General features: G+C 69.7%; 18 protein-coding genes. 12 read left to right on the forward strand and 6 right to left on the reverse strand.

Annotation, left to right across the window (positions count from 1 at the left end):
• Positions 1 to 28: 28 nt before the first annotated feature.
• Positions 29 to 1,249: an amidohydrolase gene (locus tag ACSJDX_RS05820; RefSeq protein ID WP_438354615.1), complete on the forward strand. Its 1,221-nt coding sequence runs from the start codon at positions 29 to 31 to the stop codon at positions 1,247 to 1,249.
• Between the two features lie 229 nt (positions 1,250 to 1,478).
• On the opposite strand, the gene ACSJDX_RS05825 is transcribed toward ACSJDX_RS05820, so the two are convergent.
• Positions 1,479 to 2,144, reverse strand: a complete 666-nt coding sequence (locus ACSJDX_RS05825; protein WP_438354616.1) for a GntR family transcriptional regulator — start codon at positions 2,142 to 2,144, stop codon at positions 1,479 to 1,481.
• 110 nt (positions 2,145 to 2,254) lie between these two features.
• On the opposite strand from ACSJDX_RS05825, the gene ACSJDX_RS05830 reads away from it, so the two are divergent.
• Entirely contained in the window at positions 2,255 to 4,363 is a 2,109-nt protein-coding gene (locus ACSJDX_RS05830) for an APC family permease (RefSeq protein ID WP_438354617.1), read from the forward strand.
• Positions 4,364 to 4,510: 147 nt separating this feature from the next.
• Here ACSJDX_RS05830 and ACSJDX_RS05835 read toward each other — a convergent pair whose 3' ends face one another.
• Entirely contained in the window at positions 4,511 to 5,017 is a 507-nt protein-coding gene (locus ACSJDX_RS05835) for a gluconokinase (protein ID WP_438354618.1), read from the reverse strand.
• Positions 5,018 to 5,471: 454 nt separating this feature from the next.
• Between ACSJDX_RS05835 and kdpF the strand changes: the two genes are divergently transcribed.
• The 6 genes from kdpF to ACSJDX_RS05865 all read left to right on the forward strand — a co-directional run bounded on the left by kdpF (position 5,472) and on the right by ACSJDX_RS05865 (position 13,312).
• A complete protein-coding gene (kdpF, locus tag ACSJDX_RS05840) occupies positions 5,472 to 5,561 on the forward strand; it encodes a K(+)-transporting ATPase subunit F (RefSeq protein WP_438354619.1) in 90 nt (29 codons plus the stop codon).
• Positions 5,561 to 7,243, forward strand: coding sequence for a potassium-transporting ATPase subunit KdpA (gene kdpA, locus ACSJDX_RS05845; protein WP_438354620.1), 1,683 nt, complete (start codon positions 5,561 to 5,563; stop codon positions 7,241 to 7,243). Before kdpF ends, kdpA begins: the two co-directional genes overlap by 1 nt.
• 1 nt (position 7,244) lies before the next feature.
• Positions 7,245 to 9,419: a potassium-transporting ATPase subunit KdpB gene (kdpB, locus tag ACSJDX_RS05850; RefSeq protein WP_438354621.1), complete on the forward strand. Its 2,175-nt coding sequence runs from the start codon at positions 7,245 to 7,247 to the stop codon at positions 9,417 to 9,419.
• Between the two features lie 25 nt (positions 9,420 to 9,444).
• Positions 9,445 to 10,047: a potassium-transporting ATPase subunit KdpC gene (kdpC, locus tag ACSJDX_RS05855; RefSeq protein WP_438354622.1), complete on the forward strand. Its 603-nt coding sequence runs from the start codon at positions 9,445 to 9,447 to the stop codon at positions 10,045 to 10,047.
• A gap of 86 nt (positions 10,048 to 10,133) precedes the next feature.
• Positions 10,134 to 12,638: a DUF4118 domain-containing protein gene (locus tag ACSJDX_RS05860; protein ID WP_438354623.1), complete on the forward strand. Its 2,505-nt coding sequence runs from the start codon at positions 10,134 to 10,136 to the stop codon at positions 12,636 to 12,638.
• Positions 12,635 to 13,312 carry a response regulator gene (locus tag ACSJDX_RS05865; RefSeq protein ID WP_438354624.1) on the forward strand — a complete coding sequence of 226 codons (678 nt, stop codon included), beginning with the start codon at positions 12,635 to 12,637 and terminating at the stop codon, positions 13,310 to 13,312. Before ACSJDX_RS05860 ends, ACSJDX_RS05865 begins: the two co-directional genes overlap by 4 nt.
• A gap of 114 nt (positions 13,313 to 13,426) precedes the next feature.
• On the opposite strand, the gene ACSJDX_RS05870 is transcribed toward ACSJDX_RS05865, so the two are convergent.
• From ACSJDX_RS05870 to ACSJDX_RS05885, 4 genes are all read right to left on the reverse strand, one after another.
• Complete coding sequence (locus ACSJDX_RS05870) at positions 13,427 to 14,404, reverse strand: SRPBCC family protein (RefSeq protein ID WP_438354625.1); 978 nt, start codon at positions 14,402 to 14,404, stop codon at positions 13,427 to 13,429.
• A gap of 52 nt (positions 14,405 to 14,456) precedes the next feature.
• Positions 14,457 to 14,801 (reverse strand): ArsR/SmtB family transcription factor, encoded by a 345-nt coding sequence (locus ACSJDX_RS05875; protein WP_438354626.1) that lies wholly within the window; start codon positions 14,799 to 14,801, stop codon positions 14,457 to 14,459.
• A 310-nt stretch (positions 14,802 to 15,111) separates the two neighbouring features.
• The gene (locus ACSJDX_RS05880) at positions 15,112 to 15,282 is read right to left on the reverse strand and encodes a DUF7882 family protein (RefSeq protein WP_438354627.1); all 171 of its coding nucleotides are present in this window, start codon (positions 15,280 to 15,282) and stop codon (positions 15,112 to 15,114) included.
• A 107-nt stretch (positions 15,283 to 15,389) separates the two neighbouring features.
• A complete protein-coding gene (locus ACSJDX_RS05885; RefSeq protein ID WP_270367149.1) occupies positions 15,390 to 16,094 on the reverse strand; it encodes a TetR/AcrR family transcriptional regulator C-terminal domain-containing protein in 705 nt (234 codons plus the stop codon).
• A gap of 209 nt (positions 16,095 to 16,303) precedes the next feature.
• On the opposite strand from ACSJDX_RS05885, the gene ACSJDX_RS05890 reads away from it, so the two are divergent.
• The 4 genes from ACSJDX_RS05890 (at position 16,304) to ACSJDX_RS05905 (ending at position 18,763) form a co-directional block, all read left to right on the forward strand.
• On the forward strand, positions 16,304 to 16,969 hold the full coding sequence (locus tag ACSJDX_RS05890; protein ID WP_270367147.1) for a hypothetical protein: 666 nt from the start codon (positions 16,304 to 16,306) through the stop codon (positions 16,967 to 16,969).
• Between the two features lie 62 nt (positions 16,970 to 17,031).
• Positions 17,032 to 17,466, forward strand: coding sequence for a PRC-barrel domain-containing protein (locus tag ACSJDX_RS05895; protein ID WP_438354628.1), 435 nt, complete (start codon positions 17,032 to 17,034; stop codon positions 17,464 to 17,466).
• Positions 17,436 to 17,837 carry a YsnF/AvaK domain-containing protein gene (locus tag ACSJDX_RS05900; protein WP_438354629.1) on the forward strand — a complete coding sequence of 134 codons (402 nt, stop codon included), beginning with the start codon at positions 17,436 to 17,438 and terminating at the stop codon, positions 17,835 to 17,837. Before ACSJDX_RS05895 ends, ACSJDX_RS05900 begins: the two co-directional genes overlap by 31 nt.
• A gap of 146 nt (positions 17,838 to 17,983) precedes the next feature.
• A complete protein-coding gene (locus ACSJDX_RS05905; RefSeq protein WP_270367143.1) occupies positions 17,984 to 18,763 on the forward strand; it encodes a mechanosensitive ion channel family protein in 780 nt (259 codons plus the stop codon).
• The last annotated feature ends 35 nt before the right edge of the window (positions 18,764 to 18,798 follow it).

Genomic DNA, 18,798 nt, shown 5'->3' on the forward strand with positions numbered 1-18,798 from the left:
CGGATGCCTCGTGGGTAGGCTCGTGCGCATGGGCCTCGACCTCGAAGCGATCTACACCGACCTGCACCGCCACCCCGAACTGTCGTTCCAGGAGACCCGCACCGCGGGGGTGATCGCCGCGAAGCTCGAGGAGCTGGGCGTCCCGTTCCAGGAGGGCATCGGCAAGACCGGGATCGCCGCACGCATCGACAACGGCGACGGACCCGTCGTGTGGCTGCGTGCCGACACCGACGGCCTGCCGGTGGCCGAGCAGACCGGACTCGCGTACGCGAGCACGGCGCGCGGCACCGACCCGGCGGGCAACGACGTTCCGGTGATGCACGCGTGCGGGCACGACATGCACGTCACCGCGATGCTCGGCGCCGTCGAGCGCCTGGTCGCGACGAAGAGCGAGTGGTCGGGGACCGTCGTGGTGGTGTTCCAGCCGGCGGAGGAGTACGGCGCCGGCGCGCAGGCGATGATCGCCGACGGCGTGCTCGACCGCTTCCCGAAGCCCGACGTGGTGCTCGGCCAGCACGTCACCCCGCTGCCGACGGGCGTCGTCGGGGTGCGTCCCGGTACGCAGATGGCCGCCTCCGACGGGCTCACCGTGACCCTGCACGGCCGCGGCGGACACGGGTCACGGCCGCACTCCACGATCGACCCCATCGTGATGGCCGCCGCCACGGTCATGCGGCTGCAGACGATCGTCTCGCGCGAGATCGACCCCCGCGACGTGGCGGTGGTGACGGTCGGATCGATCCACGCGGGGCTCAAGAACAACATCATCCCCGCCGAGGCCACGCTCGAGCTCAGCCTGCGCTACCCCGACGACGCGGCGCGCGACCGGGTGCTCGAGAAGGTCGACCGCATCGTGCGGGCGGAGGCCGCGGCATCCGGCGCCGAAGAGCCCACGATCGTCACCGTCCACACGCTCCCGCCGACGATCAACGACGACGAGGCGACGGCGCGTGTCACCGACGCGCTGCGTCGCGCGTTCGGCGAGGACTCGGTCCTCGACCCGGGCATGTTCACCGGCAGCGAGGACGTCTCCTGGTTCGCGCGCGAATCGGGCGCGTCGCTCGTGTACTGGTTCTGGGGCGGCGTCGACCCGCAGCGATTCGCGGATGCCTCCGCCGCCGGCACGCTCGAGCGCGACATCCCGACGAACCACTCGCCGTACTTCGCCCCCGTGCTGCAGCCGACGCTGGATCGCGGCGTCGAGAACCTCGTGGTCGCGGCGCGCGAGTTCCTCGGCGTGGTGCAGTGAGGTGATCTCTGGCTCTCGCCGGCGGCCCCCCAGTGGCCGCCGGCAAGAGCCGGAAGTAGCTCAGCGCCCCAGCTGCGATGCCGGCCGTATCCCCCCGGATGCCGGCCCCGCAGCGACTGCGCTACCTGTACACAAGTATGCAGGAAGGCTCCGACACCGCATCCTCCGCGGCGTCATCTTCACATTTCCTTGAGGGAGCGTGGGGAGGACGTTGAGGTTGGCCTCGGCCCTACGCGTCCTCGACGAGTCGGAAGCCCGCAGCGGCGCCCACCGCAGCCTTCGCGGCATCCGCATCGCCCGCCGCCAGCGCGTCGACGAAGGCGCGCTGGGCATCGGCGAGCAGCCGGCCGTCGATCCAGCGCGGCAGTGACAGCCCGCCCAGCCGCACCACGTGCACCGTGAGTGCGACGGTCTTGACGAGCATCGGATTGGTCGAGCGCGCCACCGGCACGTCGAACAGGTCGTAGTTCGCCTGGGCCGCGGCGACCGCGTCGCTGCGGCCGACGGCGTCGAGGAACTCCTGCGCCGACCGCTCCATGAGCTCCAGATCGGCGGCATCCACCCGGTCGGCGACCTCGTCGGCGACGGCGGCCATCAGCGCCTGCCAGACCACGAGCGAGTGGCGCAGCTGCGCCTCGGTCACGAGCACGACGCGCGACGTGCGACCGGCGGATGTCTCGACCAGTCCGAGTTCGCGCAGCCGCTGCACGGCCTCGCGCGCCGGGGTCCGCGAGAGCCCGTACCGTCGGGCGATGTCGTTCTCGCTCACCGGGTCGCCCGGCCGGAGCGTGCCGTCGTAGATGGACGCGAGCACCCCCTCGAACACCTGCACCGCGGCGCTGTTCGCGAACGTGTCGAACAGCGGGGCGGACAGTGCTCGACGCCGACGCTCCATGCCCCCACGGTAGCCCACCGGGGCCGGCGCGTCCCGGCGGGCGTCGCCGTCAGGAGAACGTTAATGAAACGCTCCGACGGCCAGATTGATTCCCGACCTGGACAGGCGTAGTGTCGCCCGCCGTGACCAATGAGAGTCGCGAGGCCGGCGTCGAGACGCCGATCGCGAAGCGCATCCTGATCGGCGAGCCGCTCACCAGCGAGAAGCTCGACGACCAGCTCCTGCCCAAGAAGATGGCCCTGCCGATCTTCGCCTCCGACGCACTGTCCTCCGTGGCCTATGCCCCGCAGGAGCTGCTCATGATCCTGATGCTCGGAGGGCTCAGCTTCCTGGCGTTCAGTCCCTGGGTGGCCGTCGCCGTCGTGGTCCTGCTCATCGTCGTGGTTCTGAGCTACCGTCAGCTGATCAAGGCGTATCCGTCGGGCGGCGGCGACTACGAGGTCGCGTCGAAGAACCTCGGAGAGATCCCCGGTGTCGTCGTCGCCGCCGCGCTGCTGGTGGACTATGTGCTGACCGTGGCGGTGTCGGTGGCCTCGGGCGTGGACAACATCATCTCGGCGCTGCCGTTCCTCAACTCCTTCCGCGTCGAGCTGGCCGTGCTGTTCGTCATCGTCATCGTGATCGTGAACCTCCGGGGCGTGCGCGAAGCATCCACCGTGTTCGCCGTCCCGACCTACCTCTTCATCGGGTCGGTGTTCCTCATGATCGTGGTGGGACTGGTGCGCACCGTTCTGGGCGACCCGCCGGTCGCCTCCAGCGCGCAGTTCGCCGTGCAGGCCGAGAGCTTCACGCAGGCCGGTGTGATCCTGCTGATCCTGCGCGCGTTCTCCAGCGGCTGCTCCGCGCTCACCGGTGTCGAAGCGGTCTCCAACGGCGTGCCGGCGTTCCGCAAGCCCAAGATCCGCAACGCCCAGATGACACTGACCCTGATGGGCAGCATCGCGATCATCCTGTTCGCCGGGCTCACGCTCCTCGCGCTCGTGTCCGGTGTGCACTACGCGGAGGATCCCTGCCACCTCGTCGGCTTCGACTGCGCGAACAACCCGCAGCCGAGCCTCATGGCGCAGGTCGCCTCGGCGACGTTCGGAATGGGATCGATCCCCTTCTACGTCATCCAGGCAGCGACCGCGCTCGTGCTCCTGCTCGCCGCGAACACCGCGTTCAACGGCTTCCCGCTGCTCGGGTCGGTGCTCGCCCGTGACGGCTACGCGCCGAAGGCGCTCAACACCCGCGGCGACCGCCTCGTCTACTCCAACGGCATGATCATCCTGGGCCTCGCGGCGATCGCGGTGCTCGTGATCTATCAGGCCAATCTCACGACGCTGATCCAGCTCTACATCATCGGCGTGTTCGTGTCGTTCTCGCTCGGTCAGATCGGCATGGTGCGGCATTGGCGGCGCACGCTGCGCGAGCTCAGACAGCTGCCGGAGGATGCCGCGGAGCAGGAGTCCGGCCGCTACACCCGCAAGAGCGCGGTCAGCGGACTCATCATCAACAGCGCCGGCGCGAGTCTCACCGTGCTCGTGCTCCTGATCGTCACGATCACCAAGTTCACCCACGGCGCTTGGCTCGTGTTCATCGCCATCCCGATCCTCGCCGTGCTCATGGTCGGCGTGAACCGGTACTACCGCGACGTCGAGCATGAGATCCGCGTCGATGACGAGACGCATTTCGGCTCCTCGGGCGACGTGGCGATGATCCTCGTCAACCGCCTGCAGAAGCCGGTCATCAAGGCGATCGACTACGCCCTCGCGGCCAAGCACGAGAAGACCTTCGCGGTGCACGTGTCGGTCACCAAGGAGGAGACCGACGAACTGCAGCGGCAGTGGCGCGAGCACGAGATCCCCGTGCAGCTGCTGGTGATCGACTCGCCGTACCGCATGTTCGCGAGCCCTGTCGCGTCGTTCATCGAGGAGTACCGCCGCAAGCACGGCAGTTCGATCGTGACCGTCTATCTGCCGCAGTACATCGTCGGGCACTGGTGGGAGTCGGTGCTGCACAATCGCCGCTCGCGGCGCATCGCCAACCAGCTCATGCTCGTGCACGGGGTCTCGATCAACCTCGTGCCGTGGCTGCTCGACTCGTCGGAGCTGATCTACGGCCGCCGCTCGCGCCCCCTTCCGGGCGATCAGCGCGCCGGACGCATCCCGGCGGGCGCGAAGCCCTCCCACGATCGCGTGACGCGCCCCGCCGGGCCGCCCGACGCCCCCTCCGCCTGACGCGTCGCTCGCCGGCCGCCGTCGATCGGCGGTCCCTTCCCTCACCGGCCGATCGGCCGCTCGGCCGTCCCTTTGCTCGCGAAGGGACGCGGATCGTCGCCTCGGCACCGCGCGACACCGCGATCTGCGTCCCCTCACGAGCGAACGTCAAGGATGCTGCAGGGCGGCCACGGCGAAGGAGATCGCCGATTCCGGGCTACTCGCGACATCGACCCGCATCCCGGCCTCATCGGGCTCGAGCGGCTCGAGGGTCGCGAGCTGCGAGTCGAGGAGCGCCGGCGGCATGAAATGGCCGGAGCGCGCGGCGATGCGGGCGCGCAGGATCGCGGGATCGGCGTCGAGGAACACGAAGAACGCGTCGGGCGCGGCATCCCGGATCCGGTCGCGGTAGACGCGCCGCAGCGCGGAGCAGGCGACCACGACCCCGTCGGAGCCGGCGAGCGCGCCACCCACAGCGTCGAGCCACGGCGCGCGGTCGGCGTCGGTGAGCGGCACGCCCGACGCCATCTTCGCGACGTTGGCGGCCGGATGCAGGTCGTCGGCGTCGATGAACGAGAAGCCGAGGGCGGATGCCACGCCCCGCCCGACGGTCGTCTTGCCCGCCGCCGAGACCCCCATCACGACGATGCGAGCGGGAGCGGTGTCGGTCGACATCCCTCCATCCTCCCCGATGCCCGTCCCCCCTCCCCCGCCCGGGTGAGACCGCGTTGCCGCATCGAGACCCGTGCGGACCGCGGTGGTCTCGATGCGGCGGCGCGGTCTCACCGGCGCGGGCGTGCGGAGCGCGGCGAGGCGTGCGGGGCCGGGCACGGCGCGGGCGTGCGGGCCCGAGGCGGCGAGGCGTTCGGGGCCGGACGTCCGCCGGGCGTGCGGGAGTCGTGAGGGTCCGCGGGCGCGGCGCATGGATTCCGTGAGGACGGCGGTCGAGGCATCCGTCTGCGGGTTGCATCGGATGTCGTGCCCCGCCGTCGGCGGAGGCGCCCGCGCGCACAGCAGTCCGCGCGGCCCGCGAGTCCCAGGAGTCCGAAGTGCTGGATGTCATCTACGTCGTCGCGGCCCTCGCCGTGTTCGCCGTCGTGGCGCTGATCGCGAAGGGGGTCGAGAAGCTGTGACCGTTCTCTCGATCGTCGGCGCGGTGCTCGCCGTCGCCGCCGTCGTCTATCTCGTCATCGCCCTCGTACGGCCGGAGAAGTTCTGATGAGCGCGGAGCAGATCTGGCTCGCCGTCGCGCAGGCCGCGACTCTCATCGTCGTGCTGGGGCTCCTGTACCGCCCGCTCGGCGACTACATGGCCCGCGTCTACACCGGGACGAAGGACCTCGCGGTCGAACGCGGCACCTACCGTGTGATCGGCGTGGACCCGCGGTCGCAGCAGTCGTGGCGGGCCTACCTGCGCGGCGTGCTGCTCTTCTCCGCCGTCGGCGTGCTGTTCGTGTACGCCCTGCAGCGGCTGCAGCAGTTCCTGCCGTACTCGCTCGGCCTCGGGGCGCCCGGCGAGGCGCTCTCGTTCAACACCGCCGTGTCGTTCGTCACCAACACGAACTGGCAGTCGTACTCGCCCGAGCTCACCCTCGGCTACACGGTGCAGGCCGTCGGTCTCACCGTGCAGAACTTCGTGTCCGCCGCCGTCGGCATCGCCGTGGCGATCGCCCTCGTGCGCGGATTCGCGTACCGCCGCACCGGCACCCTCGGCAACTTCTGGGTCGACCTCGTGCGCGGCACGTACCGCCTGCTGCTGCCGCTGTCGGTGCTCGCCGCGGTCGCGCTGATCGCCGGAGGCGTCATCCAGAACGTCGCCGGATTCACGGATGCCTCGACCCTGGCGGGTGCGACGCAGTCGCTGCCCGGCGGTCCGGTGGCCTCGCAGGAGGCGATCAAGCTTCTCGGCACCAACGGCGGCGGCTTCTTCAACGCCAACTCCGCGCACCCGTTCGAGAACCCCGCGCCGTGGACGAACCTCCTCCAGATCGTGCTGATGCTCGCGATCCCGTTCTCCCTGCCGCGCACGTTCGGCCGCATCATCGGCGACGACCGCCAGGGGTACACGATCCTCGCGGTCATGGGCGGGATCTTCCTCGCCTCGCTCACGCTCCTGAGCTGGATCGAAGCCTCGGCCGGCGGTGCGGCGGCGCAGCTCGCCGGCGGTGCGATGGAGGGCAAGGAGGTGCGGTTCGGCATCTCCGGCTCGACGCTGTTCGACGCGACCTCCACCCTCACCTCGACGGGCGCCGTCAACTCGATGCTCGACAGCTATACGCCGCTGGGCGGCATGCTGCCGATGATCAACATGATGCTCGGCGAGATCGCCCCGGGCGGGGTGGGATCCGGGCTCTACGGGATGCTCGTGATCGCCGTGATCGCGGTGTTCGTCGGCGGTCTGCTGATCGGACGGACTCCGGAGTACCTCGGCAAGAGGATCGGGCCGCGCGAGATCAAGCTCGCCTCGCTCTACATCCTGGTCACCCCGACCCTCGTGCTCGCGGGCACCGCGCTGAGCTTCGCGATCCCCGGGATCCGCGCCGACGTCGAGGCCACCTCGATCCTCAACCCGGGCGTGCACGGGCTGAGCGAGGTGCTGTATGCCTTCACGTCGGCGGCCAACAACAACGGCTCCGCGTTCGCGGGCCTCACCGCGAACACCCCGTGGTTCAACACCGCGCTGGGGGTGGCGATGCTGCTCGGCCGCTTCGTCCCGATCGTGTTCGTGCTCGCCCTCGCCGGATCGCTCGCCGCGCAGGACAGGGTGCCGGCCACGGTCGGCACCCTGCCCACCCACCGTCCGCAGTTCGCGGGGCTGCTCGCCGGCGTCGCGATCATCATCACCGCCCTCACCTACTTCCCGGTGCTCACCCTGGGCCCGCTCGCCGAAGGACTCGCCTGACATGTCCACGTCCACGCTCACCCCCGATCCCGTCGCGGCCCCCGCCCCCGGCCGCACCGCCACGCAGCGCGGCTTCTCCGCCGCACAGATCGTGCAGGCGCTCCCGGGCGCCGTGCGCAAGCTGCACCCCGCCGCCCAGTGGCACAACCCCGTGATGTTCCTGGTCTGGGTGGGAGCGGCCTTCACCACGGTCATCGCCATCGCCGAGCCGTTCCTCGGCGGGGCGGAGTCGTCGGGCGGGTCGGTCGTGCCCGCCGGCTTCACGTGGGGCATCGCGGTCTGGCTGTGGCTCACGGTGCTGTTCGCGAACGTCGCCGAGTCGGTCGCCGAGGGTCGCGGCAAGGCGCAGGCCGCGACCCTGCGCAAGACCCGCACGACGACGCCCGCCCGCCGCGTGGTCGGGGACGAACAGGCGCAGGATGCCGCGACCGCCGCGACCGAGGAGGTGGCGTCGGCCGACCTCCGCGTCGGCGACGTCGTGATCGTCGAGACGGGCGAGCTGATCCCCGGCGACGGCGACATCGTCTCGGGGATCGCGACCGTCGACGAATCGGCGATCACCGGCGAATCCGCTCCCGTCGTGCGCGAATCCGGCGGCGATCGCTCCGCCGTCACCGGAGGCACCCGCGTGCTGTCGGACCGGATCGTGGTGCGCATCACCTCGAAGCCGGGCGAGACCTTCGTCGACCGGATGATCGCCCTCGTCGAGGGGGCATCGCGCCAGCGCACCCCCAACGAGATCGCGCTGAACATCCTGCTGGCGAGCCTGTCGATCGTGTTCGTCGTCGTCGTCCTGGTGCTGAACCCGATCGCCTCGTACGCCGCCTCGCCCGTCAGCATCCCGGTGCTCGTCGCACTGCTCGTGTGCCTCATCCCGACCACGATCGGGGCGCTGCTGTCGGCGATCGGCATCGCCGGGATGGACCGACTCGTGCAGCGCAATGTGCTGGCGATGTCGGGCCGCGCGGTGGAGGCGGCGGGCGATGTGACGACGCTGCTCCTCGACAAGACCGGCACGATCACCTACGGCAACCGGCGGGCGTCGGACCTCGTGCGGATGCCGGGGGTCGTCGAGCGCGAGCTCGCCGACGCCGCCGCGCTGTCGTCGCTGGCCGACCCCACCCCCGAGGGCACGTCGGTGATCGACTTCGCCGCCGCGCAGGGCGTGGTCGTGACGCTTCCGGCCGGTGCGGTCCCGGTGCCGTTCACCGCGCAGACCCGCATGTCGGGGATGGACCTCGCCGACGGCACGCAGGTGCGCAAGGGTGCGGGGTCGGCGGTGCTGGCGTGGCTGGAGGCATCCGGCTCCCCACTCGCGCCCGCCACCCGCGCCCACCTCACGAGCGAGACCGACGCGATCGCTCAGTCGGGCGGCACGCCGCTGGTCGTCGCCGTGCTGGCCCCGGCCGACGACGCGTCCACCGGCGCACAGCGCGGGCGCGTGCTCGGGGTCATCCACCTGAAGGACGTCGTGAAGGACGGCCTGCGTGAGCGGTTCGCCGAGCTGCGCACGATGGGCATCCGGACGGTGATGATCACGGGCGACAACCCGCTCACCGCCGCCGCCATCGCGAAGGAGGCGGGCGTCGACGACTTCCTCGCCGAGGCCACCCCGGAGGACAAGCTCGCGCTCATCCAGCGCGAGCAGCACGGCGGCAACCTCGTCGCGATGACCGGCGACGGCACGAACGACGCGCCCGCGCTGGCGCAGGCGGACGTGGGCGTGGCGATGAACACCGGCACCTCCGCCGCGAAGGAGGCCGGCAACATGGTCGACCTCGATTCGGACCCGACGAAGCTCATCGACATCGTGCGCATCGGCAAGCAGCTGCTCATCACGCGCGGTGCGCTGACGACCTTCTCGCTCGCCAACGACGTCGCCAAGTACTTCGCGATCATCCCGGCGATGTTCATGGGGGTCTTCCCGGGCCTCGCCGCCCTCAACGTGATGGGCCTGCACTCGCCCGCGTCGGCGGTGACGAGCGCCATCGTCTTCAACGCGCTGGTGATCATCGTGCTGATCCCGTTGGCGCTGCGCGGAGTGCGCTACCGCGCGGCCGGGGCCTCGAGCATCCTGAGCCGCAACCTGCTGCTCTACGGGCTCGGCGGGATCATCGCACCCTTTATCGGCATCAAGCTCATCGACCTCGTCGTGAGCCTGCTGCCCGGCTTCTGACCCCTCGATCTCCAGGAGAGAGAACATGTCTTCCCCCCGCACCACCCTGCGCACCGCCGGAGTCGCCGTGCGCGCGATGATCGCCTTCACCCTCGTGCTCGGCGTCGGCTACACCGCACTGCTCACCGGCGTGGGGCAGCTCGCCTTCCCGGCGCAGGCGAACGGCTCGCTCGTGCGCGGCGCCGACGGCACGGTCGTCGGATCGTCGCTCATCGGGCAATCGTTCCTGGATGCCTCGGGTGCACCGTTGCCGCAGTACTTCCAGTCGCGCCCCTCCGCGGCCGGCGACGGGTACGACGGCGGCGCCTCGAGCGGCTCCAACCTCGGCCCGAACAACGCCGACCTGATCGCGGCGATCGGCGAGCGGCAGGCGGCGATCGCCGGGCTCGACGGTGCGGGCGGCATCCCCGGCGACGCGGTCACGGCGTCGGGCTCCGGCCTGGACCCCGACATCAGTCCGGCGTACGCGCTGCTCCAGGTGCCGCGCGTGGCCATGGAGCGCGGTCTCGCGGAGGCCGACGTGCGCGCCCTGGTCGAGGCGCACGTGACTCCGCGCGACCTCGGCTACCTCGGCGAGCCGCGCGTGAACGTACTGCAGCTGAACCTCGCCCTCGACCGGCTGCGCTGATGTCTGTCGACCACCGGTCGTCGAGCGAGGGAGCGTCGGCGACCGATGCTCCTCGCTCGGCGACGGGCGGGAACTAGGGTGATCCCGTGAAGCGCGGGCGTCTGCGGGTGCTGCTGGGCGCCGCTCCCGGCGTCGGCAAGACCTACGAGATGCTCGAGGAGGGCCGCCGGCTCCTCGACGAGGGCCGCGACGTGGTGGTCGCCGTCGTCGAGACGCACGGGCGTGCGGCCACGGCCGCGCGGGCCGAGGGCCTTCCGCTCGTGTCGCGGCGCACCGCATCCCATCGCGGCGTCGCGCTCGACGAGATGGACCTCGACGCCGTGCTCGCCCGCCGCCCCGATCTCGCCCTCGTCGACGAGCTCGCCCACACCAACGCCCCGGGCTCCCGCAACGGCAAGCGCTGGCAGGACGTGGAGGAGCTGCGGGATGCCGGGATCGACGTCATCACGACCGTCAACGTGCAGCACATCGAGTCGCTCGGCGGCGTCGTCGAGCAGATCACGGGCATCGCGCAGCGCGAGACCGTGCCCGATGCGGTCGTGCGCGGGGCGGACCAGATCGAGGTGGTCGACCTCGCGCCGCAGTCGCTGCGGGACCGCCTGTCGGCCGGGTTCGTGTATCCGGCGGAGCGGGTGGATGCCGCGTTGTCGAACTACTTCCGCCTGGGCAACCTGACCGCGCTGCGGGAGCTCGCCCTGCTGTGGCTGGCCGACGAGGTCGACAGCGCGCTGAAGTCGTACCGCGCCGAGCACGACATCCGCGGATCGTGGCAGGCGCGGGAGCGCGTCGTCGTCGCGCTCACCGGCGGCCCGGAGGGCGAGACGCTGCTGCGCCGCGGCGCCCGCATCGCCGCCCGCGCAACCGGAGGCGAGCTGTTCGCCGTGCATGTGTCGAGCCAGGACGGCCTGCGCACCGGCAGCCCCGGGGCCCTGGCCGCGCAGCGCGCGCTCGTGGAATCGCTCGGCGGCAGCTATCACCAGGTGGTCGGCGATGACATCCCCCGCACGCTCGTGGACTTCGCCCGCTCGGTCGACGCCACCCAGCTCGTGATCGGCGTGAGCCGACGGGGACGCCTGGCCGCCGCGCTCACCGGGCCGGGCATCGGCGCCACCGTGACACGCGAGTCCGGCGACATCGACGTGCACATCGTCACGCACGCCGCCGCGGGGCGCGGTTTCGCCCTGCCGCGGCTGCGCGGCGGGGCCCTCAGTGTGAAGCGCCGCATCCTCGGCTTCGTCGTCGCCCTCGTGGGCGGACCGCTGCTGTCGCTCCTGCTCGTCGCGCTGCGCTCCCCCGACTCGATCACCTCCGACGTGCTGTCGTACCAGCTGCTGGTGGTGGTCGTCGCGCTCATCGGCGGGATCTGGCCCGCCCTGTTCGCCGCCGTGCTGTCGGGGATCACGCTCGACTTCCTGTTCGTCGACCCGCTGTACACGGTCACCATCGCCGATCCGCACGAGGCGATCGCGCTCGGCCTCTACGTCGTCATCGCGATCCTGGTCAGCTACGTCGTCGATCGGGCAGCGAGAGCGGCGCGGGTCGCCCGCCGGGCCGCCGCGGAGTCGGAGCTCCTGGCCACGGTCGCCGGCAGCGTGCTGCGCGGCGAGAGCGCGGTGCCGGCGATGGTCGCCCGCACGCGCGAGTCGCTCAGCCTCACCGGGGTGCGGCTGGTCGCGGCCGACGGCGAGGTGCTCGCGACCGACGGCGAACCCGTTCCCGACGGGCGCTCGACGACGTTGCCGGTCGGCGCGCTCCCCGGCGGCGGATCGCGCGCGACCCTCGAACTGCACGGCCGCGACCTCGACGCGTCTGAGCTGCGGCTCGTCGACGCGATCGTCGCGCAGCTGTCGGCCGCGCTCGAGCACACCGATCTCGCCGAGACGGCGCGGGCGGCGGACGTGCTCGCCGAGACCGACCAGGTGCGCTCCGCCCTGCTCTCGGCCGTCAGCCATGACCTGCGTCGCCCCCTCGCGGCCGCGGTCGCCGCGATCGGCGGGCTGCGCGCGGCATCCGCCCTCTCGCCCGGCGACCGGGCCGAGCTGCTCGCGACCGCCGACGAGAGCCTCGCCACGCTGTCGCGCCTGGTCACCGATCTGCTCGACGTGAGCCGCGTGCAGGCGGGGGTGCTCGCGGTGTCGCTGACGCCGACGGATGCCGCGGGATCGGTGCTCGCCGCGCTCGACGAGCTGTCGCTCGGCCCCGGAGAGGTCGAGCTCGCCCTCGACCCGGAACTGCCGCCGCTGCAGGCCGACCCCGTGCTGCTGCAGCGGGTGCTGGTGAACGTGCTGGCCAACGCGCAGCGTCACCGCGGCGGCGCCGCCGTGCGCGTCTCGACGAGCCGGCTCGGCGAGACGGCCGAGATCCGCATCGCCGATCGCGGCGAGGGCGTGGCGCCCGAGCGGCGCGACGACATGTTCGCCCCGTTCCAGCGGCTCGGCGACATCGACAACACGACGGGCCTCGGGCTGGGCCTCGCGCTGTCGAAGGGGTTCACCGAGGGCATGGGCGGCGCGCTCACCCCCGAGGACACCCCCGGCGGCGGGCTCACGATGGTGATCGCCCTTCCGGTCGCGGGCAGGATCGACGCATGAAGGTGCTCATCGCCGACGACGACCCGCAGCTCGTGCGGGCGCTGCGCATCACGCTCGCCGCGCACGGCTACGACATCGTCGCCGCGCCCGACGGCGCCGCCGCGATCGCCCTCGCCGCCAAGGAGCACCCCGACATCGTGCTGCTCGACCTCGGGATGCCTCGCCTCGACGGCGTCCAGGTGATCGAAGCGCTGCGGGGGTGGACGACCGCGCCGATCATCGTCGTGTCGGGCCGCACCGGGTCGGCCGACAAGGTCGAGGCACTGGACGCCGGAGCCGACGACTACGTCACGAAGCCGTTCCAGATCGACGAGCTGCTCGCGCGGCTGCGCGCCCTGTCGCGGCGGGCGGGCGCAGCATCCGATGTCCCGCTCGTGACCTTCGGGGACGTGTCGGTGGATCTCGCCGCGAAGGCCGTGACGCGCGCGGGCCAGCGCGTGCACCTGACGCCCACGGAATGGCGGATCCTCGAGTTCCTCGCGCGCAACCCCGGCATGCTCGTGACACGGCAGGCGCTGCTGCGCGACATCTGGGGCACCGAGCAGGTCGCCGACACCGGCTACCTGCGGCTGTACCTGTCGCAGCTGCGCAAGAAGCTCGAACCCGACCCGAGCCACCCCGCCCACCTGCTGACCGAGCAGGGCATGGGCTACCGCCTCCTCCTCGAGCCCTGACCCGCCCCCGCCCCCGTCCCCCGCGCCTTACGGGCGAGACTGCACTCCGGCATCGAGACCCCTGCGGTCCGCCGAGGTCTCGATGCAGGAGTGCAGTCTCGCCCTGCTTTGGGGTCAGGCGAGGACGAGCGACTCCAGGCGGGCGTACGAGGCCTCCATGCCGTCGGTCATGCCGGTGGCGAGGATCATGTCGCGGGTCGCGGCATCCGGGTACTCGACGAGCAGCGTGAGCAGCGTCGCGCCGTCCTCCTCGTACAGATTGAGGTCGTTGAGATTCTGGATGCCGTCCATGCCGATCATGCGCTCGGTGGTCACCGAACGCCGGCCCTCCTCCGCGTAGACGAGCTCGCCCTCGAACCCGAAGGCCTGGCCCTCGGTGCCATCGGCGGGCGCCCACTCGTAGCGGTACGAGTCGCCGACCGAGGTGGCGATCTCGCACACCGGCATCGTCCACCCGTCGGGTCCGAGCAGCCACTGCTTCATGAGCTCGGGCTCGTGGTGCGCGCGCCAGACGAGATCGGCGGGGCCCTCGATCAGGCGCGTGATGCGCACGTGCTGGTCGTCGAGGATCTCGGTGCGGGTGCCCTTGCCCTGCGCGTAGTCGCGCAGGCTCTGCAGCACGACGTCGAGCTGGTTCATCGACATCGTCGCGCCTTCGACCATGCCCATGCCCACCAGCTGCTCGAGCGCGTCGGCCGACGGGAAGTAGGTCACGCTCTGCAGCTGCGAGCCCTCCGGCGTGGCCGAGACCGTGAAGCTCATACGGGCGGCGGGCATGTCGGTGTTGGGCGCGCCGTCGGCGTCGGCGAAGGCGTCGAGCACCTCGAAGCTCGTGCCGGGGTCGATGCGCGTGAACTCCCAGCGCCCGTGCGAGGCCTCGCCCTGCGGGCTGGTCATCGTGTAGTGCGCGATCCCGCCCGGGGTGAAGTCGAACGCGGTGAACGTCGACGGGTACCCCGGAGGGCCCCAGAACCGCTGCAGCTGCTGCGGGTCGGTGAACGCCTTCCACACCCGCTCGGGCGCGACGGGGAAGTCGGCCACGAGCGTGAGGGTGAGGGCCTCGGGATCGGTGGTGACGGATGTGACGGGCATTGCTCTCTCCTTCGAAATGGCGGATGCCGCGGCATCCGGTCCTGCGTCGTGTTCAGTCGTCGTCGTTCTCGGCCAGCAGCTCGTCGAGCCGGTCGATGCGCGAGCGCCAGAGACGCTCGTACTCGGCCAGCAGCGACCGCGCTCGCCCGATCGTTTCGGGATCGGCGCGCACGAGGCGCTCCCTTCCTTCGGCCCGCTTCACGATGAGGTGGGCGGCTTCGAGCACCGCCACGTGCTTCTGCACGGCGGCGAAGCTCATCTCGTACTCGGCGGCGAGCGCCGAGACCGACTGCTCGCCTCCGAGGGTGCGCCGCACGATGTCGCGGCGCGTCGCGTCGGCGAGGGCCCGGAAGATCCGGTCCACGTCGGCGTCGCTGAGTTCTCGTTGTACAACCATTTGGTTGTACGTTAGCGCGACGGGCCCGCCTCGTCAACCCCGCTGTCGGGAACGCGTTCGGGTGACACAAACCGGCCTTGCGTGACACAGACATGCGGTCGAATGACATCGAGTGTCACGACACGCTGATGACGACGATGGGTTGTTCTTCGCCGGACGCCGTCAAACGGGCTGTCGCCATCGCGAGCTGAAGTGCCAGGATCCCCCCTGCAACACGAGTGACGGGGCGAGCTGGAGGTGTGTTCAGCTCCTGGTTTGTGCCGACAAACTCGGCGACGGCGCCTGGCGTCGCGATCACCCGGCCCGCGTGTCAGTTGGCGCTTCGGGTCTGCGGGGTGTCTGCTTCGCCGGTGGCAGCGATCAGATGCTCTCTAACGAGCGTGATTCCGGCGGAGGAGTTCGCAGATCTGGCGAGCTCCGCTAGCCATTGTTGGTTGAGCTTGACAGGTTCGAGGTCATGAAACACGAACCGTAAGGACATCGAGGGATATTGGATCGGGTCGCTCCAAAAAACGTATGTGGTGGAGCGTCGCGTCGGGCCCTGCTTTGAGCCGTCAGTCGCGTTGGATGGCGGGCAGCTCGCGGGGGTTACTGGGAGAGTTCGCGGTCGAGCCGGTCAAGGAGTACCTCGAGGGACACTTCGAATTCTTCTTCACTGCGGTCTTCGCTCAGTAGGGAGCGGAGCCGTTTCACTTCGGGCGCGTTGTCGAGGGAGAGGTTCCCGTCGCGGTGTGGGATGCTCGCGTCGCCCTCGTCGAGTGGTTCTTCGACCGGTCCGGTTTGGGCTCCGCGGACTGACGATTCCAGGAGGAGTTGTCCGAGGAGGAAGCTGCTGAAGGATCGGTAGGCGCTTACTGCTTGCGCGTCGGTGAACCCTTCCTCGATCAGTGCGCTGAGGAACGTGTTGACGACCTCGATGCTGCGCAGCGGGGGGCGAAGCCACGGCGCCGCGGGATGCCGGGTGGCGACTAGGGGGAAGGCGAGCGGGTGGTCGCTGGCGATGCGGCGCACCTCGTGGGCGACCAGCTGCAAGAACGCTTGCCAGTGCTGCCCCTCTTCTCTTTCCAACGCTGCGGTGAGGTCGCTCATCAATAGCGCCACGACACCCTCGAGAAGGTCTTCCTTGCCATGTACGTACCGGTACAGCGACATCGCTTCCACATCGAGCTGTTGCCCCAGCGCCCGCATCGACAGTCCGTGGGCCCCGGAGCGGTCGATCAGCTCGAGGGCGCTCCTCACGATCAGATCGCGGCTCAGGCGAGGGGATGACGATCCTGCGGTTCCCTTACTCATGCGCGTACCTCCGTGTCAATACTCCCCTGAAAAGAGACCAGCAACGTCAGCATTATCGGAGCAGTGCAACTCACGGTGTACGCTCAGACCAGGCTTACAGCGTAAATACGCGTAGAGCGGTCCCTACTGGTCTGCGAGGTCTTTGGTTGCCCGCAGACCTGCCGCTCCCGCCCCTGCACGCTGTGGGCGTACCTGAACGAGGGGACCCGATGCCAGACAATCGCACACCCAATTCCTTTGACCGCCCCGAACCGATTCCGACCTCTCGCGCGTCCGGGACGGCCGCGCACACCGTGACAGGTGGCGACACCACCCGAGAGCAGGTGCTGGCGCGGGAGAAGGAGCAGTTCGGTGGGATGAAGTTCGGTTCCGCGTTCTTCGGCTGGCTGACCGCCACCGGGACAGCGGTGATCCTGACCGCTCTGCTCGCGGCGACCGGCACCGCGATCGGTCTGGGAAACCAGGTCGATCCGAACCAGGCCGCCGACGCTGCCGCGGACAACGCCGCCACCGTCGGCATCGTCGGGTCCATCGTCTTGGCGGTCATCCTGCTGGTCGCGTATTTCTGCGGCGGGTACGTTGCGGGGCGGATGGCACGCTTCGACGGTGTGAAGCAGGGCGTTGCGGTGTGGCTGTGGGCGATCATCATCGCCGTTATCCTTGCGATCGTCACCGCGGTCGCAGGCGCCCAGTTCAACATTCTGGGCAATCTGAACAGCTTCCCCCGCATCCCGATCAACGAGGGCGCCCTGACGGCCGGGAGCATCATCACCGCCGTTATCGCGGCCCTTGTCGCCCTCGCCGGCGCCATCCTGGGCGGCCTTACCGGGATGCGCTACCACCGCCGCGTCGATAAAGCCGGCCTCGGCCGCTAACACCCTCGTCTCCATCCATCACTGATGTCCCGGGCGCCCTTCCCGGGGAAGAGAGAACCAACATGATCGACACCAACAACCTCAACGACCTCATCGGCGCCGACGTGTACGGATCCGATGACCAAAAGATCGGCTCCGTCGGACAGGTCTACGTCGACGCGGAGGCACAGACTCCCACCTGGGTCACCATCAAGACCGGCCTGTTCGGCACTTCCGAAACCTTCGCCCCCCTGGATGACGCCTCCTTCGACGGCAACGAGGTCCGTGTCGCCTATACGAAGGACAAGGTCAAGGACGCCCCGCGGATCTCCAGCGACGGCAACATCAGCCACGAAGAAGAGGAGGCGCTGTACACCTACTACGGCAACGGCGCACCCACCCCGGCCGCGCCCCTGTATGACCAGGACGCCGACCGACGCCCCGCCCCCCCCCCCCGGAAGCGCACGAACGGACTGACGGTTATGACGTGTCGGTTCCGACCACCGATGATGCGATGACCCGCTCCGAGGAGCAGCTGCACGTGGGCACCGAGAAAGTGGAGACCGGTCGCGCCCGGCTGCGCAAGCACGTCGTGACCGAGCAGGTCACCAAGACCGTCCCGGTCAGCCATGAGGAAGTCACCGTCACCCGGGAAGCCATCACCGACGCCAACATCGGCGACGCGATGGCGGGCGGGGAGCTCACTTCTGAGGAGCATGAAGTCGTCCTCACCGGTGAACGTGTCGTCACCAGCAAGGAAACCGTCCCCGTCGAGCGCGTCAGCCTCGGCACAGAGACGGTCACCGAGCAGCAGCAGGTCACCGCAGACGTGTCTCACGAAGAGATCGAACTCGTCGACCCGGATACAGACGGTCGTCCTTCGCAGTAGACCACCCTGTCGTGCCGGTCAGTTCAGAGCGGGCTCCTGACCGGCACGACTTCACACCCTGAGCCCGCCCCAAGAAATGCAGTCCACTCCTGACCCCTCGAGCCCACTCGGTGTGTCAACCACCTATCTGAAAGAGAGTCATCCTCGTGAATTTCCCTGAAATCCTGCAGAACGCATTGACGGTCATCGTCACATTCGTCCCGCTGTTCCTGTTGTTCCTGCTGATCCTGATCGTCGGTCTGATCGTGGCCAAGCTCATCTCGAAGGGGCTGGAGAAGCTCCTCGAGAAGGTGGGCTTCGATCGACTCGTCGAGCGCGGCGGCATCAAGAGGGCACTGTCGAAGTCGAAGCTCGACGCCTCTGACATCGTGGCGAAGATCGTCTACTACACCCTGGTGCTGTTCGTGCTGCAGTTCGCGTTCGGAGTCTTCGGACCGAACCCCGTCAGCGATCTGCTCGCCGGCATCATCGCGTTCCTGCCCAAGATTATCGTCGCGATCATCATCATCGTCATCACCGCCGCGATTGCCGCCGGCGCGAAGGGTCTCATTCAGAACACCCTCAGCGGGCTGTCCTACGGGAAGATCCTCGGCAACATCGTCGCGATCTTCATCCTGTTCCTCGGTGTCACCGCCGCGCTGAACCAGATCGAGGTCGCCACCACGGTCACCACCCCGATCCTCATCGCGGTGCTCGCGATCATCGCCGGGGTGATCATCGTCGGTGCCGGTGGCGGACTGATCAAGCCCATGCAACAGCGGTGGGAAGCGATGCTGACCAAGGCGGAGGAAGAGGCCCCGAAGATTCAGCAGGAGGCCAAGAACGCCCCCAGCATCACCGAGCAGGCCAAGCAGGCCAAGGATCAGGTCCAGAACGCGACCCGCTCCCAGCAGTCGCAGCGGCCTCCGCTGCCGCCGCGCGCCTAACCCTCTACCGCACGACACTGTGAGGCTGGTCCCGC

It is taken from the genome of Microbacterium fluminis, from assembly GCF_051549805.1.
Lineage (GTDB): Bacteria > Actinomycetota > Actinomycetes > Actinomycetales > Microbacteriaceae > Microbacterium.

Excerpts from the sequence above, each read along its gene's own strand:
- ACSJDX_RS05880 (WP_438354627.1), bottom strand. The coding sequence starts at position 15,282 with ATGTCCTTACGGTTCGTGTTTCATGACCTCGAACCTGTCAAGCTCAAC.
- ACSJDX_RS05835 (WP_438354618.1), bottom strand. The coding sequence starts at position 5,017 with ATGTCGACCGACACCGCTCCCGCTCGCATCGTCGTGATGGGGGTCTCG.
- kdpC (WP_438354622.1), top strand. The coding sequence starts at position 9,445 with ATGTCTTCCCCCCGCACCACCCTGCGCACCGCCGGAGTCGCCGTGCGC.
- ACSJDX_RS05825 (WP_438354616.1), bottom strand. The coding sequence starts at position 2,144 with ATGGAGCGTCGGCGTCGAGCACTGTCCGCCCCGCTGTTCGACACGTTC.
- kdpA (WP_438354620.1), top strand. The coding sequence starts at position 5,561 with ATGAGCGCGGAGCAGATCTGGCTCGCCGTCGCGCAGGCCGCGACTCTC.
- ACSJDX_RS05820 (WP_438354615.1), top strand. The coding sequence starts at position 29 with ATGGGCCTCGACCTCGAAGCGATCTACACCGACCTGCACCGCCACCCC.
- ACSJDX_RS05875 (WP_438354626.1), bottom strand. The coding sequence starts at position 14,801 with ATGGTTGTACAACGAGAACTCAGCGACGCCGACGTGGACCGGATCTTC.
- ACSJDX_RS05885 (WP_270367149.1), bottom strand. The coding sequence starts at position 16,094 with ATGAGTAAGGGAACCGCAGGATCGTCATCCCCTCGCCTGAGCCGCGAT.
- ACSJDX_RS05895 (WP_438354628.1), top strand. The coding sequence starts at position 17,032 with ATGATCGACACCAACAACCTCAACGACCTCATCGGCGCCGACGTGTAC.
- ACSJDX_RS05865 (WP_438354624.1), top strand. The coding sequence starts at position 12,635 with ATGAAGGTGCTCATCGCCGACGACGACCCGCAGCTCGTGCGGGCGCTG.
- kdpB (WP_438354621.1), top strand. The coding sequence starts at position 7,245 with ATGTCCACGTCCACGCTCACCCCCGATCCCGTCGCGGCCCCCGCCCCC.
- ACSJDX_RS05870 (WP_438354625.1), bottom strand. The coding sequence starts at position 14,404 with ATGCCCGTCACATCCGTCACCACCGATCCCGAGGCCCTCACCCTCACG.
- ACSJDX_RS05890 (WP_270367147.1), top strand. The coding sequence starts at position 16,304 with ATGCCAGACAATCGCACACCCAATTCCTTTGACCGCCCCGAACCGATT.